This is a genomic window from Rhodococcus sp. SG20037, assembly GCF_031763325.1.
GTDB classification, from domain to species: domain Bacteria; phylum Actinomycetota; class Actinomycetes; order Mycobacteriales; family Mycobacteriaceae; genus Rhodococcus_F; species Rhodococcus_F qingshengii.
Window position 1 is genome coordinate 2,592,651 of record NZ_CP134497.1, and the last position, 17,014, is coordinate 2,609,664.

Annotated in this window: 16 protein-coding genes; 13 read left to right on the plus strand and 3 right to left on the minus strand. The window is 63.5% G+C overall.

Annotation, left to right across the window (positions count from 1 at the left end):
- The first annotated feature begins 23 nt into the window (after positions 1 to 23).
- The 10 genes from ftsY to trmD all read left to right on the plus strand — a co-directional run bounded on the left by ftsY (position 24) and on the right by trmD (position 10,855).
- A complete protein-coding gene (gene ftsY, locus RHP72_RS12020; RefSeq protein ID WP_165638294.1) occupies positions 24 to 1,457 on the plus strand; it encodes a signal recognition particle-docking protein FtsY in 1,434 nt (477 codons plus the stop codon).
- Between the two features lie 247 nt (positions 1,458 to 1,704).
- Complete coding sequence (locus RHP72_RS12025; RefSeq protein ID WP_042450902.1) at positions 1,705 to 2,964, plus strand: ammonium transporter; 1,260 nt, start codon at positions 1,705 to 1,707, stop codon at positions 2,962 to 2,964.
- 56 nt (positions 2,965 to 3,020) lie between these two features.
- A complete protein-coding gene (locus RHP72_RS12030) occupies positions 3,021 to 3,359 on the plus strand; it encodes a P-II family nitrogen regulator (protein WP_003942772.1) in 339 nt (112 codons plus the stop codon).
- Entirely contained in the window at positions 3,349 to 5,856 is a 2,508-nt protein-coding gene (locus RHP72_RS12035; RefSeq protein ID WP_003942689.1) for a [protein-PII] uridylyltransferase, read from the plus strand. The genes RHP72_RS12030 and RHP72_RS12035 overlap by 11 nt, the downstream gene beginning before the upstream one ends.
- Positions 5,857 to 5,971: 115 nt before the next feature.
- The gene (gene ffh / locus RHP72_RS12040) at positions 5,972 to 7,549 is read left to right on the plus strand and encodes a signal recognition particle protein (RefSeq protein ID WP_003942713.1); all 1,578 of its coding nucleotides are present in this window, start codon (positions 5,972 to 5,974) and stop codon (positions 7,547 to 7,549) included.
- 3 nt (positions 7,550 to 7,552) lie between these two features.
- Positions 7,553 to 8,635, plus strand: a complete 1,083-nt coding sequence (locus RHP72_RS12045) for an amidohydrolase family protein (RefSeq protein ID WP_050656640.1) — start codon at positions 7,553 to 7,555, stop codon at positions 8,633 to 8,635.
- Between the two features lie 209 nt (positions 8,636 to 8,844).
- A complete protein-coding gene (gene rpsP, locus RHP72_RS12050; RefSeq protein ID WP_003942818.1) occupies positions 8,845 to 9,315 on the plus strand; it encodes a 30S ribosomal protein S16 in 471 nt (156 codons plus the stop codon).
- Positions 9,312 to 9,554: an RNA-binding protein gene (locus tag RHP72_RS12055; RefSeq protein ID WP_003939023.1), complete on the plus strand. Its 243-nt coding sequence runs from the start codon at positions 9,312 to 9,314 to the stop codon at positions 9,552 to 9,554. Before rpsP ends, RHP72_RS12055 begins: the two co-directional genes overlap by 4 nt.
- 14 nt (positions 9,555 to 9,568) lie before the next feature.
- The gene (rimM, locus tag RHP72_RS12060) at positions 9,569 to 10,141 is read left to right on the plus strand and encodes a ribosome maturation factor RimM (RefSeq protein WP_042450816.1); all 573 of its coding nucleotides are present in this window, start codon (positions 9,569 to 9,571) and stop codon (positions 10,139 to 10,141) included.
- A 9-nt stretch (positions 10,142 to 10,150) separates the two neighbouring features.
- Entirely contained in the window at positions 10,151 to 10,855 is a 705-nt protein-coding gene (trmD, locus tag RHP72_RS12065) for a tRNA (guanosine(37)-N1)-methyltransferase TrmD (protein ID WP_003942745.1), read from the plus strand.
- Here the strand turns inward: trmD and RHP72_RS12070 are convergent.
- Positions 10,852 to 11,427 carry a dihydrofolate reductase family protein gene (locus RHP72_RS12070; protein WP_063316583.1) on the minus strand — a complete coding sequence of 192 codons (576 nt, stop codon included), beginning with the start codon at positions 11,425 to 11,427 and terminating at the stop codon, positions 10,852 to 10,854. The genes trmD and RHP72_RS12070 overlap by 4 nt on opposite strands.
- 68 nt (positions 11,428 to 11,495) lie before the next feature.
- Here RHP72_RS12070 and RHP72_RS12075 point away from each other — a divergent pair, with 68 nt between their 5' ends.
- Positions 11,496 to 12,074 carry a TetR family transcriptional regulator gene (locus RHP72_RS12075; RefSeq protein ID WP_311094715.1) on the plus strand — a complete coding sequence of 193 codons (579 nt, stop codon included), beginning with the start codon at positions 11,496 to 11,498 and terminating at the stop codon, positions 12,072 to 12,074.
- A 4-nt stretch (positions 12,075 to 12,078) separates the two neighbouring features.
- Here RHP72_RS12075 and RHP72_RS12080 read toward each other — a convergent pair whose 3' ends face one another.
- Complete coding sequence (locus RHP72_RS12080; protein ID WP_030535434.1) at positions 12,079 to 12,525, minus strand: GtrA family protein; 447 nt, start codon at positions 12,523 to 12,525, stop codon at positions 12,079 to 12,081.
- The gene (locus tag RHP72_RS12085) at positions 12,522 to 14,720 is read right to left on the minus strand and encodes a hypothetical protein (protein WP_070162269.1); all 2,199 of its coding nucleotides are present in this window, start codon (positions 14,718 to 14,720) and stop codon (positions 12,522 to 12,524) included. The genes RHP72_RS12080 and RHP72_RS12085 overlap by 4 nt, the downstream gene beginning before the upstream one ends.
- Before the next feature lie 172 nt (positions 14,721 to 14,892).
- On the opposite strand from RHP72_RS12085, the gene RHP72_RS12090 reads away from it, so the two are divergent.
- On the plus strand, positions 14,893 to 15,879 hold the full coding sequence (locus RHP72_RS12090; protein WP_311094716.1) for a glycosyltransferase: 987 nt from the start codon (positions 14,893 to 14,895) through the stop codon (positions 15,877 to 15,879).
- Positions 15,869 to 17,011 (plus strand): dTDP-4-amino-4,6-dideoxygalactose transaminase, encoded by a 1,143-nt coding sequence (rffA, locus tag RHP72_RS12095; RefSeq protein WP_003942806.1) that lies wholly within the window; start codon positions 15,869 to 15,871, stop codon positions 17,009 to 17,011. Before RHP72_RS12090 ends, rffA begins: the two co-directional genes overlap by 11 nt.
- Positions 17,012 to 17,014: the final 3 nt, after the last annotated feature.

Consider the following 17,014-nt stretch of genomic DNA (forward strand, 5'->3'; position numbering starts at 1 on the left):
TCGGAGCCTGAAACAATGGGCCGGTGACTACCCAGGCTTGGATCATCATCGCGGCTGTAGCGGCCGTACTACTCGTCGTTCTCGTTGCCGGATTCCTGCGCTACCGCAAGGGGCAGGTATCGCTGAAGGCACCCGAGACGAAGCCGGAGCTCGGCGCCCCCGAGAAGGACAAGTCAGGCGGCTACAGGGCCGGCGGCGGGTTCAACTTCAGTCAAGGCTCGACGGCAACGGCGCCACCTCCGGTGGTTCCGACACCTCCGGTCGCCGAGAAGCCGCCCGTCGTCGAAGAACCTGTCGTCGAAAAACCGATCGTCGAAGAACCGGTTGCAGAGAAGCCGGCCGTCGTCGAGGAGCCGGTTGTCGAAGAACCCGCTGTCGTCGAGGAACCGGTTGTCGAAGAGCAGGTAGTAGAAGAGGCGCCGGTAGCAGAACCGGTCGTCGAAGAACCTGTTGCCGTTCCCGAGCCCGTTGTCGTACCCGAGCCCGTCGTCGTTCCCGCGCCAGTCGAGCCTGCACCGCGCGTGCTGGACGAGATCGACCCGACCGAGGGTCGGCTGGACCGATTGCGCGGGCGCCTTTCCCGCTCGCAGTCAGCAGTCGGCAAGAGCTTGCTGGGTCTGCTCGGTGGCGGCGATCTGGACGAGGATTCGTGGGAAGAAGTCGAGGACACCCTCCTCATCGCAGACCTCGGCTCCGCGACCACGGAAAAAGTCGTCACGAAGCTTCGTGAGCAGATGGCGGCCCGCAGCGTCCGGACCGAGGCTGCCGCCCGCGCCCTTCTGCGCGAGGTGTTGATCGCCGAACTGCGTCCCGAACTGGACCGCTCCATCCGCGCATTGCCGCACGATGATCACCCGGCTGTTCTGCTCGTCGTCGGCGTCAACGGGACCGGCAAGACAACGACCACCGGCAAGCTGGCTCGCGTGCTCGTCGCCGACGGTCGTCGCGTAGTGCTCGGTGCCGCGGACACGTTCCGCGCCGCCGCCGCCGATCAGCTCCAGACGTGGGCCGAGCGTGTCGGCGCTGAAGTTGTTCGTGGCAAGGAGGGTGGCGATCCCGCTGCGATTGCCTTCGACGCCGTCTCACGGGGCATCGCGGACGGCGTCGACGTGGTCCTGATCGACACCGCCGGCCGTCTGCACACCAAGACCGGTCTGATGGACGAGCTCGGCAAGGTCAAGCGGGTTATCGAGAAGAAGGCCTCGGTCGACGACGTTCTGCTGGTTCTCGATGCGACGGTCGGCCAGAACGGACTGGCGCAGGCTCGAGTGTTCGCGGAGGTCGTGGACATCACCGGCGTCGTACTGACCAAGCTGGACGGAACCGCCAAGGGCGGAATCGTCTTCCAGGTTCAGCATGAACTGGGTGTGCCGGTGAAGTTGGTCGGTCTCGGTGAAGGTGCCGACGACCTGGCGCCCTTCGAGCCGGGTGCGTTCGTCGACGCCCTCCTGGGCTGACGCCCCCGTGCGCCTTTTTGGTAGCGCGAACTACCAAAAAGGCGCACAGGGTCGGTAGAACTCCCTGGCGAAACCTGTTTGCAACAAAGTTGGGCAATTGGTTCACGTCTGCGAAACGCGACAGCGCCATGGACGAAACACCAGCCCAGCACTCTTCTCCTTAACGACGTGCTGCCCGGCACGTGCGACTAGGAGGTAGTAAGTGAGTACCGACGATTTGTTGGCGAACTCCGGTAACGCCGCATGGATGCTGATGGCTGCATCTCTGGTCTTGCTGATGACACCCGGCCTCGCTTTCTTCTACGGCGGGATGTCTCGGTCCAAGTCCGTCCTGAACATGATGATGATGTCCTTCGGGGCCATGGCCGTCATCGGCGTCATCTACGTTCTGTGGGGATGGTCGATGTCCTACGGCACCGAGAACATCGGGGGCATTTTTGCCAACCCGTTCGAGTTCTTCGGCCTCAAGAACAGCATCACCGATGCTGACGGCAACTTCATCGCCGGCGCCTGGGGCTACCCCAACGTCATCGACATCGCGTTCCAGGTGACGTTCGCGATCATCACCACCGCCCTCATCAGTGGTGCCCTGGCCGAGCGGGTCAAGTTCGGCACCTGGCTCCTGTTCTCGGGTATCTGGGTCACCGTCGTCTACTTCCCGCTCGCACACATGGTGTGGGGCGGCGGACTCCTCTCGGGCTCCGAGGACGGCATCGCGGCAAAGCTCTTCGGCACCACGGTCAACGACGACGGAGTCACCGTCGCCAACGTCGCTCCGATCGACTTCGCCGGTGGCACAGTCGTTCACATCAACGCGGGTATGGCCGGTCTGGTCCTCGCACTCATCGTCGGCAAGCGTCTCGGCTTCGGCAAGACCGCCTTCCGTCCGCACAACCTGCCCTTCGTGATGCTCGGCGCCGCACTCCTCTGGTTCGGTTGGTTCGGCTTCAACGCCGGCTCGGCATTCGCCGCCGACGGTAACGCCGGTCTCGCCTGGGTCAACACGACCACCGCGACGTGTGCCGCAGTCCTGGCCTGGCTCGCTACCGAGCGTATTCGTGACGGCCACGCCACCAGCCTCGGCGCAGCTTCCGGTGCGGTCGCCGGTCTGGTCGCCATCACCCCTGCTGCCGGTGCGCTCAACCCGGTCGGTTCCATCTTCCTCGGCGCAGTAGCCGGCATCCTGTCCGCTCTCGCAGTCGGCCTGAAGTTCCGCTTCGGCTTCGACGACTCGCTCGACGTCGTCGGTGTTCACCTTGTCTCCGGCCTGTGGGGCACGATCGGTATCGGATTCTTCGGCACCGCAACCGGCCTCTTCTACGGCGGCGACTACAAGCAACTGGTGGTTCAGATCGTGATCGCACTCGCAGCACTCGTCTTCACCGGCGTTCTGACGACGATCATCGGCTTCGCACTCAAGCCCCTGGGCTGGCGAATCTCGGCCGAGGACGAGGCACGCGGCATCGATGAGACCGAACACGCAGAGACCGCATACGACCTCGCGTGATCAGCACGTGATTAAAGTGAATTCAGGCACTTCAGAGTTTGGAAAGGGATGAGCACATGAAGCTGATCACAGCAATCGTCAAGCCGTTCACGCTCGAGGACGTCAAGACCGGACTCGAGCAGGCCGGAGTGCTGGGTATGACAGTCAGCGAAGTTCAGGGCTACGGCCGACAGAAGGGCCACACCGAGGTGTACCGAGGCGCGGAGTACTCCGTGGACTTCGTACCCAAGGTCCGGGTCGAGGTCGTCGTCGACGACGCGGCCGTTGACAAGGTGGTCGAGGTGATCGTCGAGGCCGCTCGAACCGGCAAGATCGGTGACGGCAAGGTGTGGGTCTCGCCAGTCGAGTCGGTCATCCGGGTTCGCACCGGGGAACGCGGTGGCGATGCACTCTGACCCGAAAGGGTCCGAGAACTTCGGCCCTGGTTCCGTCGCGAAAGCGACGGGGCCAGGGCCGGTCTCGTCAGGGGGATCCGACGAAGCTGCGGACCTGGCCCGCGCACGCAAGGCCCTACTCACCGGAGGCGTCAAGAACAGGAGGCTCGACGCCCCCGCGCTGCGACATGCACTGGTCGATCTGCACGAATTCTGGTTGACCACCAAGGGGACCGAACTGGGCATCAAACCGGATTGTGGGTTTGCCATCGTCGCCGTGGGTGGTCTCGGCCGACGCGAACTGCTGCCGTATTCCGATCTCGATCTGATTCTGCTGCACGACGACATGGACCCGGCGGTCGTGGCCCAGGTCGCGGACAGCCTGTGGTACCCGCTGTGGGACGCGCACATCAAACTCGACCACAGCGTGCGGACGCTTCCGCAGGCGCTTCAGGTTGCGGCCACCGACATGACGGCAGCACTCGGAATGCTCGAAGCACGCCACATTGCCGGCGACGTGGAGCTGAGCAACCTGTTGATCAGTGGTGTCCGACGACAGTGGCGCATGGACATCCGCAGCCGATTCGACGAATTGATCACCCAGACCCGTACGAGGTGGGAGCGCAGCGGCGAGATCGCCCATCGCGCCGAACCGGATCTCAAGAGCGGTCGTGGCGGGCTGCGAGACGTCCAACTGCTCAACGCCCTGTCCATCGCGCAATTGACCGACGGGATGCCGGGGCTGGGACCCAACTCGCCCGGCGGCGGTCTGGCACTTGCGCACAGGCGGTTGCTCGACGTGCGCACCGAACTTCACCGCGTTGCCGGTCGCGCCCGCGACCAACTGCGAGCACAGGACGCCGACGAGATCGGTGCGGCGCTACGGATCGGTGATCGCTTCGATCTGGCGCGACTTCTCAGCGAATCGGCGCGCACCATCAGCTATTCGGTCGACGTCGGTATCCGTACCGCCGGAAACTCCTTGCCCCGGCGTGGTTTGTCGCGGCTGCGTCGCGCGCCGGTGCGACGGCCACTGGACGAGGGCGTCGTCGAGCATGCCGGCGAAGTAGTTCTGGCGCGCGATGCGAGACCGAAGAAGGATCCCGGTCTGGTGATGCGGGTCGCGGCAGCGGCGGCCACCAACGGCATGCCGATCTCCGCGTCGACGCTCAATCGCCTGGCCGACAATGCCCCCGAATTGCGTGAGCCGTGGCCGAAAAATGCAGTCAACGATCTCTTGGTCGTGCTGGGTTCGGGATCGCGTGCGGTTCCGGTGATCGAGGCGATGGACCGGACCGGGCTCTGGGGTCGACTCCTGCCGGAGTGGGGGACCATTCGCGATCTTCCGCCGCGCGACGCCGTCCACACGTGGACGGTGGATCGGCACCTGGTCGAAACCGCCGCGTATGCAAGCGGATTCACCACTCGCGTCGCTCGGCCGGATCTGCTCATGCTCGGTGCGTTGATCCACGACATCGGGAAGGGGCGAGGGGGAGACCACAGCGTCGTCGGTGCCGAATTGGCCACCGCGATCGGAAATCGCTTGGGACTCTGGCCTTCCGACGTCGCGACGTTGACGGCGATGGTGCGCTACCACTTGCTGTTGCCGGAAACCGCCACCCGTCGCGACCTCGACGATCCGGCAACGGTGCAGCGAGTGGTCGACGCACTCGAGGGAGACGGGACCCTTCTCGATCTCCTGCATTCGTTGGCGGAAGCGGATTCGCTGGCCACCGGGCCTGGTGTCTGGGGCGACTGGAAGTCGTCGTTGATCGGCGAGCTGGTGCGTCGTTGTCGTTTGCTGATGGCAGGGGAGGAGCTCCCGCAACCCGATCCACTCGCTCCCGAGCAATTGGCCATCGCCGAGGAGGGCGGGGTTCACGTCTCGCTCGTTCCGGCCGAGAATGCGCACACCTACGTCGTGACCGTCATCGCGCCCGACGCTCCCGGGCTGCTGTCTCGGGCTGCCGGAGTTCTGGCGCTGCAGTCCTTGCGGGTGCATTCCGCATCGCTGGGGTCGCATGCAGGTTCGGCGGTCAACTCGTTTGTCGTGACGCCGAGGTTCGGCACACCCCCGCAGGCGGTGCTGCTCCGGCAGGAATTGATCCGGGCTTCGGCCGGTGAACTGAATTTGCTCGAACTTCTCGACGCGAAGGACGAGGAGGCACGGGCAGAGCAGTGGGACGACCCGATCCAGACCAACAAGGATTCTGCGGTTCCAGTGCTCTATGCGCAGGCGCCACCGCGGGTCATCTGGTTCGACGCGCCCGGTGACGGTCAGGCGATCCTCGAATTGCGTACCGAGGACCGCGTCGGCCTGCTCTGCCGACTGGCCGCAGCACTCGAACACAGTGGAGCCGACATCCGGTGGGCGAAGGTCGCCACCTTGGGTTCCTCGGTGGTCGACGCGTTCTGCCTCGACTTCGGTGAGGCCGATACCCGCGCGGCGCGAGAGCGCGTCGAGGAGGCGGTGCTGGCGGTGGTTCCGGTGCCACAACCCAAGAAGAAAGAGGATTGACGGACCGGTTTCGGCAGTTACGCCCGCATCGGCTGGGATCGGTGCGGGCGTAGCGGCTAGGCTGGTGCCCGAGAATATCCACGGCTAACTCGCACGACCTTCAGGAGCGCACTCGGTGTTCGAATCCCTTTCCGACAGATTGACCGGATCTCTCAAGGATCTGCGTGGCAAGGGTCGTCTGTCCGGCGCCGACATCGACGCTACGGCCCGCGAGATCCGCCTTGCCCTGCTCGAGGCCGACGTCGCGCTTCCCGTAGTGCGCAGCTTCATCGCCAAGATCAAGGAACGCGCCAAGGGCGCCGAGGTCTCGGGTGCACTGAACCCGGCTCAGCAGGTCGTCAAGATCGTCAACGAAGAACTGGTCGAGGTTCTCGGCGGCGAAACTCGTCGACTGCAGTTCGCCAAGACGCCGCCGACGGTCATCATGTTGGCCGGTCTGCAGGGTTCCGGTAAGACCACGCTGGCCGGAAAGTTGGCCAAGTGGCTCAAGGATCAGGGGCACACGCCCCTCCTCGTCGCCTGTGACCTTCAGCGTCCCGGCGCCGTCACTCAGCTTCAGATCGTCGGTGAGCGTGCAGGCGCCGCAGTCTTCGCGCCGCACCCCGGCACCTCCATCGGCGGCGGCGAGAACGCACTGGGCGTTTCCGCAGCCGACCCCGTCGAGGTCGCCCGCGCCGGCGTCGAAGAAGCACGCAACAAGCATTACGACGTCGTGATCGTCGACACCGCCGGTCGCCTCGGTATCGACTCGGAGCTGATGGCGCAGGCCGCCGGTATCCGTGACGCCGTCAACCCGGACGAGACCATCTTCGTCCTCGACGCCATGATCGGTCAGGACGCGGTCAGCACGGCCGACGCTTTCCGTGAGGGAGTCGGCATCACCGGTGTCGTCCTCACCAAGCTCGACGGCGACGCCCGCGGTGGTGCCGCGCTGAGCGTCCGCGAGGTCACCGGCCAGCCGATCCTCTTCGCGTCCACCGGCGAGAAGCTCGAAGACTTCGACGTCTTCCATCCCGATCGCATGGCCAGCCGGATCCTCGGCATGGGCGACGTCCTGAGCCTCATCGAGCAGGCCGAGCAGGTGTTCGACGCCGATCAGGCCGAAGCGACCGCAGCGAAGATCGGTTCCGGTCAGCTCACCCTCGAAGACTTCCTCGATCAGATGATGGCCGTCCGCAAGATGGGCCCGATCGGCAACCTCCTCGGTATGTTGCCGGGTGCAGGCGGCATGAAGGACGCGCTTGCCAACGTCGACGAGAAGCAACTCGATCGCATTCAGGCCATCATCCGCGGTATGACGCCGGCCGAGCGCGACGATCCGAAGATCATCAACGCCTCACGCAGACTGCGCATCGCGAACGGTTCGGGCGTCAAGGTTTCCGACGTCAACCAGTTGGTGGACCGTTTCTTCGAAGCCCGCAAGATGATGGCTGCCATGGCCGGCCGTATGGGTATGCCCGGCGCGCGTAAGCAGGTTCGCAGCAAGAAGGGCAAGAAGGGCAAGAAGGGCGGCAAGGGCCCGACGCAGCCCAAGATGCGCGGAGGATTCCCCGGCATGGGCGGATTCCCGGGTATGCCCGGCGGAATGCCGGCCGGTATGCCCGACCTGTCGAACATGCCCAAGGGTCTCGATCAGTTGCCGCCCGGACTGGAAGGCATCGATCTCTCCCAGCTCAAGCTGCCCAAGAAGTAGTCGGTGGCTGCGCTTCATCTGCGGGGTATCGGTCTGCCCGATGCCGAGCCTATCGAATTGTGGATCGTCGACGGGCTGATTTCCTTCGAGCCGGTGTCCGGTGCGGAGACGATCGTCGAATCGGGTTGGATCACACCGGGTCTCGTGGATGCGCACTGTCACGTCGGTATCCGCTACGGCGGTGGCGGGGGCGAAACCGTCGACGGCTTGCTGGGGCAGGCGAAGACCGAACGTGACGCGGGCGTGCTGTTGCTCCGCGACGCCGGATCGCCGGTCGACACCAGGTTCATCGACGAGCGCCTCGATCTGCCGCGGATCATTCGCGCAGGCCAGCACATCGCAGCACCGAAGCGGTACATCCCGGGCCTGCCGGTCGACCTGGACGACGAATCTCAGTTGCCGGCCGAGGTGGTGCGTCAGGCACGCGCCGGTGACGGTTGGGTCAAGCTCGTCGGGGACTGGATCGATCGTTCCATCGGTGACCTCGCCCCGTTGTGGAGCGACGAGATTCTGGTCGAGGCCATCGCTGCCGCCCATGCCGAAGGCGCAAGGGTCACCGCTCACGTCTTTGCCGAGGATGCTCTGCCCGGCCTGATCAACGCCGGCATCGACTGCATCGAGCACGGCACCGGATTGACGGACGCGACCATCGAGTTGATGGTCGCTCACGGCACGGCCTTGGTTCCGACGCTGATCAACATCGCAACTTTCCCCGAGATCGCGGACTCTGCCACGCGGTATCCGATCTACGCGGCGCACATGCGGGATCTGCACGCTCGTCGACATCGGACGATCGGTGCCGCTCACGAGGCCGGGATTCCGATCTATGCCGGAACGGATGCCGGCGGATCGATCAGGCACGGGCGGATCGCCGACGAGATCGCCGAACTCGAAGTTGCCGGTTTGACGGCGCATCAGGCGCTGGGCGCAGCCTGCTGGGACGCGCGGAGTTGGCTGGGTGCGCAGGGGATCGAAGAAGGAGCGCCCGCCGACCTGGTGGTTTATTCCGAAGATCCGCGCGGAAACCCCGATGTGCTCGCGAAGCCGATGCGTGTGATCCTCCGCGGAACCCCCGTGAGTGGTTAGGGAGTCCCCGCACTCTCGAAGCGCGCACAGGGTGGTTTCCGAACGAGCCCACCCATCTGGCACAATGGACCATTGTTCGTCGCAACCGGTTACGTACCGCTGCGACGGTCACAGGATAGAGGCAAAACCGGGCTCACAAATCGTGTGGGTCGCTGAATTGCACGTGACATGCGCAGCACTGTTGTGCGCGCTGAAGGAGAACTGCAGCTGTGGCTGTCAAAATCAAGCTCACCCGCCTCGGCAAGATCCGCAACGCTCAGTACCGCGTTGTCATCGCCGACTCGCGCACCCGTCGTGACGGCCGTGCGATCGAGACCATCGGCAAGTACCACCCCAAGGAAGAGCCCTCGCTGATCGACATCGATTCCGAGCGTGCTCAGTACTGGCTGTCCGTGGGCGCACAGCCCACCGAGCCCGTCGAGGCACTCCTCAAGATCACCGGTGACTGGCAGAAGTTCAAGGGCCTGCCGGGCACCGAAGGCACCCTGCGCGTCAAGGAAGCCAAGCCCACCAAGCTCGAGCTCTTCCAGGCTGCGCTCGCGCAGGCCGAGAACGAGCCGGTTGCAGAAGCAATCACCCCCAAGAAGAAGAAGGCTGCAAAGGCTGACGAGGCCAAGGCAGAAGACACCGCGGCTGACGCCGAGGCTCCCGCTGCAGACGCCGAGGCTGCTGACAAGTGAGTGCCGTCGTCGCTGATGCGGTAGAGCATCTCGTGCGTGGCATCGTCGCCAATCCCGACGATGTGCGCGTCGAGCTGATCACCGGACGTCGGGGACGGACCGTCGAGGTGCACGTGCACCCAGACGATCTCGGCAAGGTCATCGGTCGGGGTGGTCGCACTGCGACCGCTCTGCGGACCTTGGTCTCCGGCATCGGTGGCCGCGGTATCCGTGTTGATGTCGTCGACACCGATCAGTAGACGGCAGTAAACAGGTGGAACTCGTAGTCGGTCGTGTCGCGAAGTCGCATGGCATCAAAGGTGAATTGGTAGTCGAGGTTCGTACAGACGAGCCCGAAGATCGTTTTGCCGTAGGTTCCGTGCTGCGTGGGCGCAAGCCGCGCGAGTCCACACTGAAGTCGTACACAGTGGAAGCCGCCCGGGATCATTCCGGGCGGCTTCTGCTGCGCCTCGAAGGCGTCAGTGACCGTGGCGACGCAGATGCGTTGCGCGGCACACTGTTTGTCATCGACAGCTCCGAACTCGAGCCTTCGGATGATCCGGACGAGTTCTACGATCACGAACTCGAAGGACTGAAGGTCGTCCTCACGGACGGCACCGAGATCGGTTCGGTCATCGAGGTATTGCATTCCGCCGCAGGCGAATTGCTCTCTATTCGCCGCGCCGGTGAGACGTCCGGTGAATTGCTGATCCCGTTTGTCGCAGCCATCGTCACCTCGGTGTCGATCGCCGACGGTGTCGTGGTGATCGAGCCTCCCGAGGGACTGCTCGACCCGGACTTCGGCGACAAGTCGAACAGCGACAATTCGAACTCAGACAACGACTGATCGTTTGTCATGCGTCTCGATGTAGTCACCATCTTTCCCGAGTATCTCGAACCGCTTCGTGCTGCCTTGCTGGGCAAGGCAATCGAACGTGGCTTGATCTCGGTCGACGTCCACGATCTTCGGTCGTGGACCCATGACGTGCACAAAGCCGTCGACGATTCCCCGTATGGCGGCGGACCCGGCATGGTCATGAAACCCACCGTATGGGGCCCGGCACTGGACGACGTGATCGGGCGCTCCGATTCTTCCGGCCCCGATGATGCCGAGACCATTCTGGTGGTGCCCACTCCCGCCGGCGTTCCGTTCACCCAGGAGACCGCGCACCGCTGGTCCAACGCCAAGCACCTCGTCTTCGCCTGCGGCCGATACGAAGGTATCGATCAACGGGTTTTCGACGACGCCGCCAAGCGGGTCAGAGTCGAAGAAGTCAGCATCGGCGATTACGTCCTGATCGGCGGCGAAGCAGCCGTGCTGGTGATGGTCGAGGCTGTCGTGCGACTGATGCCCGGCGTTCTCGGCAATCAGCTTTCACACCAAGAGGATTCGTTTTCCGACGGCCTTCTCGAAGGGCCTAGCTACACTCGCCCGGCTGTGTGGCGCGACCTCGAAGTTCCGCCGGTGCTTCTCTCCGGTGATCACGCGAAGATCAAAGCGTGGCGCCATGAGCAGTCGCTGCAGCGCACGGCCGAGCGTCGACCGGATCTACTTCCTTAGGTATTTCGCTTCAACCAGGTGATGCTTGCGCCGTCGTCGAGCGATTCGGTTGCAGTCGGTGTGAACAGTGTCGGCTCGAAGTTACCTCTGATCATCGGTATGCCTGCGCCGGCGACTACCGGATACCTCTTGATGATCAACTCGTCGATCTCTGGTAGTAGTTCGCCGGCGAGAGTTCCGCCGCCGCACAGCCAGATATATTGTCCTTCTTCCTCTTTGAGAGATCTGACTACCCCAAGCGGATCGGCGCGAACGATGGTGACGGGGGGATCCTCGGCGTCAGGGATGGTTGTGGAGACGACGAACTGACGCAGGTGCGCGAAGGGGCTTTTCACTCCGGCGGCCAGCCCGGGCTCGTAGGAGCCGCGGCCCATGACGACCGTGTCGAAGGTCTTGTTGGGAGCGTCCTCGATTCCGAGAGCGGGCCGCACATGCGTTGGCACGGTTTCAGGATATCGATCGCATATCCAGGCCGTGATCTGTTCGGAGACCGGGAGGAAATCGAATTCGCCACCAGGCCCCGCGATGTATCCGTCGAGGGAAGCTCCCACGTAGTACACAAGCTTTCGCATATAACGCTCCGTTCGTAGTACTATGTTTGTAGTGGTTTAACTTAGGGTCGTGTCAGGAGTGATGTCAAGTGCGAAAGAACCCGGAACGCCGGCTTGCCCTGATCGACGCGGCAATCGAGGTGTTGGCCCGAGAGGGTGCTCGAGGCTTGACGTTTCGAGCCGTCGACGCCCAGGCAGCAGTGCCGAACGGGACAGCGTCGAACTACTTCTCCAATCGCGACGAGCTGCTCACTCAAGCGGGTGGCCGGATCTACGAGCGACTGATTCCGGAGGACCTCGAAGGGATGATCGATCCCGTCAACGGCACCGATCGTGAGCGCCTGGTGACGCTCATGCTCGACGTGGTCGAGCGCGTCACCTCGTTCGGAACGGGTTTCCTCGCACTCATGGAGTTGCGACTGGAGGCGACGCGTCGACCGGACCTGCGAGCGGTGCTGACCGTCCGCATCCGAGAAGACTTCGATCTGAACGTAGCCAATCATCTGGCGTCGGGCGTGCCGGGTGATGCGATGACCGTTCGCCTGCTCTATTTGTCGCTGAACTGGCTCGCACTGGATCGACTCACATTGCCGGACCTGTTCGGAGAGGAAGATATTCGGACGATCGTCGAGGCGGCGGTGGATCGAGCGTTACCCCGCGAATCGTAGAAGGTCAGTGTCGTTCGGCAGGTTTGCGGCGGAACGAGAAGTATCGATGACCGAAGAAGCTCACACCGGCGACGATCAGCATGACAACCGCCTGGGCGGGAAGCGGCGGGGCATGCAGAATCGACACCGCGATTGTTCCGAGTATCAGATTCAGCACCAGGCCACCGGAATTGACGACGATGAACGCTCCCAGGTCGCGTGCCACATGTCCGCGGACGCGGAAAACGAGAGTCCGATGCAGAACGAAAGCGATGAGGACGCTGATGGAGTACGCGCCGATCACAGCCACTTGATACAGATCCTTGTTGTCGAGGATCAGTGTCCAGATCACGAAGAGCACGTATCCGATCGCCGTATTAGCCACTCCGACAATGGCAAATGCGATGGGTTGATGCTTGACCACCCGAAGCAGTGGGCCGGGATTCTCGGGTGATGCGATGTCTTCGGTCATGAAGACTCGGTTTTCACGGTGTTGATCCCGTCCTTGCGTCGGGTCCGCAGGTACATCCACTCGAGCACGCCGAGTCCGAGGACTCCGGCGACCATCGAAGCGCCGCCGACCTTCCATCCCGGGGGACGCCACGTCAGGACAAGCTCTGCGTCCTTCGTCCCGGCGGGAATGTCCACGGTGACAAAGGACTTCGCGACGACGTCGATCGGGACAGGCTGACCGTCGATGCTTGCCCGATATCCGGGCCAGCCGAGCCGTGCGAACACAACCTTGCCGCCGGTCTCCGAACTGACACGAAGGGTGCTCGACATGTTCGATTCCGCGATCGACGTAGCCTCGACGCCGTGGGCGTCGGCGATGCGTCCGTTGCGTGTCGAGACGGGGCCGTCGACGCGTTCGAGTACCGAGATGTAGTTCTCGTGTCCGGGGTAGTCGACCCATTTCCATCCGTCGGGAGCCGGGTTCTTGCGTGCATCGGGGTAGAGAGCGTTCTGAAGTACGACGCGGTCCACGTTCATCAGGTCGACGATGGTGCGGCCGGTGGTGGGTTCGACGGTGAATGCGCGCCGAAAGGCGTCGGGGCAGACGCTCATGTCCCAGCGCATGCAGAGCAGATCACCGAAGTAGAAGTGCCCGTTGGGGGTGTAGCCGCTGGTGTAGGTCAGTTCGAGGTCTTTGGGGTAGTTGCCGAAAGCCAGGGAACCGTACGCTCCGTCGAGGGTTTTGTCCCCGGGTGCGATGAGTGCACGGTCGCCCAGTTGCAGTGTCGTGCCTTCGAAGTCGGGGAAGGCCTCTTTCATCTCCGAGCGGGATTCGGGCAGGTTCCAGCTCATCGGGGTTGGTTGCGCGGCCCGAACCTGGGCGTAGGCGATGGGGGAGACCGCGACGATCGCTACGAGGCATGCGAAAGCAGTGCCCTTGGTACGGCCGAGCCAGACCATCGCGGCGCCGAGTGCGGCAACGAGCAGGGCCGAGATCACATGCCATTTCGCGAGCCCGGGAGCTGCCGAGGCTGACCGAATCAGAAGCAGGCCCACGAGGATTCCCGCTGCAACGCAGCGCCCGCGCAACTTGTCGGTCGTGGCGTAACGCCCGAGCAGGATGCACACCAGAAGCAGGAGTCCGATGGCCACCATCGGAAGTACGCGCGCGGGCCACCGCAGTGGGCCGATCGTGCTCGGCCCGGCAGTCCACATGAGGACGGCGACCGTGAAGATCCCGACGGCGGTCAATTCGCGTGCCGCGGCGCGTGCCTTGCCCCAGTCGATGAATGCCAGGGCGGGTATGAGGAACCAGGCGATGTAGACCATGGGCATGGTCTGGATGTATCCCCACCACGAGGTGAACGCGGGCATCGTGCTCGGCAGGCTCGCGTTCAGCGATTCCGACCACGGGACGGCGAGGAATGCATCGTTCTTGACTTCGGATGCACCGCGCCAGGTGACGTCCGCGGTGAGCAGGCTCGGCAGATACGTCGCGAGACCGGCCAGAGCGGCACACGCGGACACCGCCAGAAGCCGCAGTGACGGCAGCCAACGCCGCTGATAGACAACTTCGCCGATTGCGACCGCGCCGATCATCAAGCCGGATTCGACTGCGGGGAAAACATATTGGACCGACATCGCGAGATACAAGAACACGAAGGTCGGGATCGGACCGCTCTTACCTCGGGCGTAGCGGATTGCCGACGCCCACGCCTGAACCATCCAGGCAGTGCCGGTGAAGGCAGTCATCCAACTGGCCGAGTCGAAGAACAGCAGGAAACCGGTGAACGGAATCGAGACGCCGGCGACGGCAGCCCACGTGGGCTTCGAGCCGTACTCGAGGCAGATCCGATAGACGCCGAGTGCAAGGATGATCGCGAAGATCAACTTCACGATCGTCGCGTACAACGCCAGGTTGTCGAAGGACGGTGCGATCAGGTCGATCAGGAGTTGCGGTGGATTGAGAAGGCCTGCTTCCTCGATCGCGTAGTTGCCCGCCATCCAGTTCTCGGGGACGAGCACCGGGAGGTGTCCTTCTCGCAGACTGCGGCCGAGCATGACCCACAGCGGCGCGTATTGGGACTCGGTGTCGTCGGTGTAGAAGTGACGAGCATTCGCGAGCACCACGGCCAGATAACCGGCGATGACACCGATCGCCGTGACGGCGCCCCACTTGTACACGTCTGCCCGGGCGAGAGTGCGAGTTTCCACCACGAGTTCCAGACCTTAACAGGGCAGGTGGGGCGTGCGGAGACGCGAGCGCGTCACGCGCCGCCGGCATCCGAAGTCAAGACATCTCTGCGTGTTAAAGTTCGCGACGGTGTGGGCCCGATCGTGCCTGTCTCTCGGCGCCAGTCGAGCCCCCTGAAGGGAGTGGAAGCGAGTGCACTCGATTTCCGTCGTAGTGCCCGTTTATCAGGGCGAAAAGACGATCACGGCGCTCGTCGAGGAGTTGGACGGCCTGGGCACACCGAGTGCGACGCCCGGTGGTGCGCAGTTCTCCGTCGACGAGATCGTGCTGGTTCACGACAACGGCCCGGATCGCTCCGACGTCGTGTTACTCGAATTGGAGCGCCGTTTCGAGCAGGTGCGTGTCGTGTGGCTCAGCCGCAACTACGGCCAGGACGCGGCGACCATCGCCGGCATGGCCGCTGCAACTGGACAGTGGATCGTGACGATGGACGAGGACGGCCAGCACGACCCGGTGCACATCGGGGCTTTCCTCGACACCGTGCTGACGGAGCGATCCGATCTCGTGTATTCCAAACCCACGAACACACGCCCGCACGGATTCTTGCGGAACCTGACCTCGCGCGGCGCAAAGATCGTCTTGGCGACGGTATTCGCGTTCCCTGATTCGACGAGATTCGAAAGTTATCGCCTGATCCGCGGTGACATCGGCCGACAGTTGGCCGGCGTCGCGGCCAACGGCGTGTATCTGGACGTTGCGCTGACGTGGGTTGTCGGTAACACGGCCACGGCGCCGGTGACACTTCGAGCCGAAGGCCGCGAAGAATCCGGGTACAACTACCGCCGTTTGTTCTCGTTGTTCTGGAAGATGGTGTTGTGTAGCGGAACACGCGGTCTGCGGCTGGTCAGCCTGCTCGGAGTCACCCTGGCGTCGGCCGGCGTGATCATGGCCGCGGTGATCTTCATCGGGGCCATGACCGGCGACAACAATGATCCCGAAGGATGGGCGTCGATCATCATGGCGCTGTTGGTCTGTTCGGGTGCGATCCTGTTCTCGCTCGGACTCATTGCCGAATATCTCGGTGTGGCACTGCACGTCCTTGTCGGAAAGCCGCTGTATCTGACTGTCGACTCCCCGCGGCCCGGAACCTCGATCGATCGGCGTAGTCGTGAGCACTGATCGCATCATCTTCTCCCGCCCCTATCGGGCATCGAACGAATTGTCGAATCTGGCAACGGTTCTGGAGTCCGACCACATTCACGGTGACGGACGTTTCACCAAGTCCGCGACTGCAGCGCTCAAGGCGATCACCGGATCCACGCATGCTCTGCTGACCACCTCGTGCACGCATGCACTCGAATTGGGTGCGCTGCTGCTCGAATTGGGCCCGGGCGACGAGGTAATAGTTCCGAGCTTCGCGTTCAGTTCGGCGGCGACCGCCGTCGCGTTGCGCGGGGCCACTGTTGTTTTCGTCGACATCGATCCGAGTACCGGCAACATCGACCCGGCGTGCGTCGCGGCGGCGATCACCGAACGCACCAAAGCTGTACTGGTCATGCATTACGGCGGAGTCGCCGCGGACATGGAACCTCTCCTCGACCTCGCGGAACTCCACGGCGTTGCGTTGATCGAAGACAACGCTCACGGACTCGGCGGAAAGTGGCGCGGGCGCTCGCTCGGCACCATCGGAACAATCGGAACGCAGAGTTTTCACGACACCAAGAACGTTCACTGCGGTGAGGGCGGCGCGCTGTTGCTCTCCGACGATCAGTTGATGACTCGCGCCGAAATCATCCGTGAGAAGGGGACCGACCGTGCGCGTTTCCTGCGCGGGCAGGTCGACAAGTATTCGTGGCAGGACATCGGGTCGAGTTATCTGCCCAGTGAACTCAATGCCGCCGTCCTCGACGCACAACTCTCCGAGTTCGACGCGATTCAGGCGGCCAGGCATCGCGTCTGGGATGCCTACAGCGTGAGTCTGGGCGAGTGGGCGGCCGCGAACGGTGTCGTGCCCATGGCGGTGCCCGATGATCGCGAGCACACTGCGCACCTGTTCTATCTCAAGATGCCGACCGAAGAGAGCCGTGACGGCTTGATTCGGCACCTTGCCGGTGACGGAATCGTGGCGCCGTTCCACTACGTTCCGCTCGATACGAGTGCGGCCGGTGTGCGCTACGGACGAACACCGCAGCCGTGCGTGCGTAGTGCCGAGTTCTCCGCGTCGATCCTTCGACTGCCGCTGTGGCCCATGCTCACGTTCGAGCAACAGGACCGTGTCATCGGTTCGGTGCTCGAGTACAAGCAGGCTTGAGGA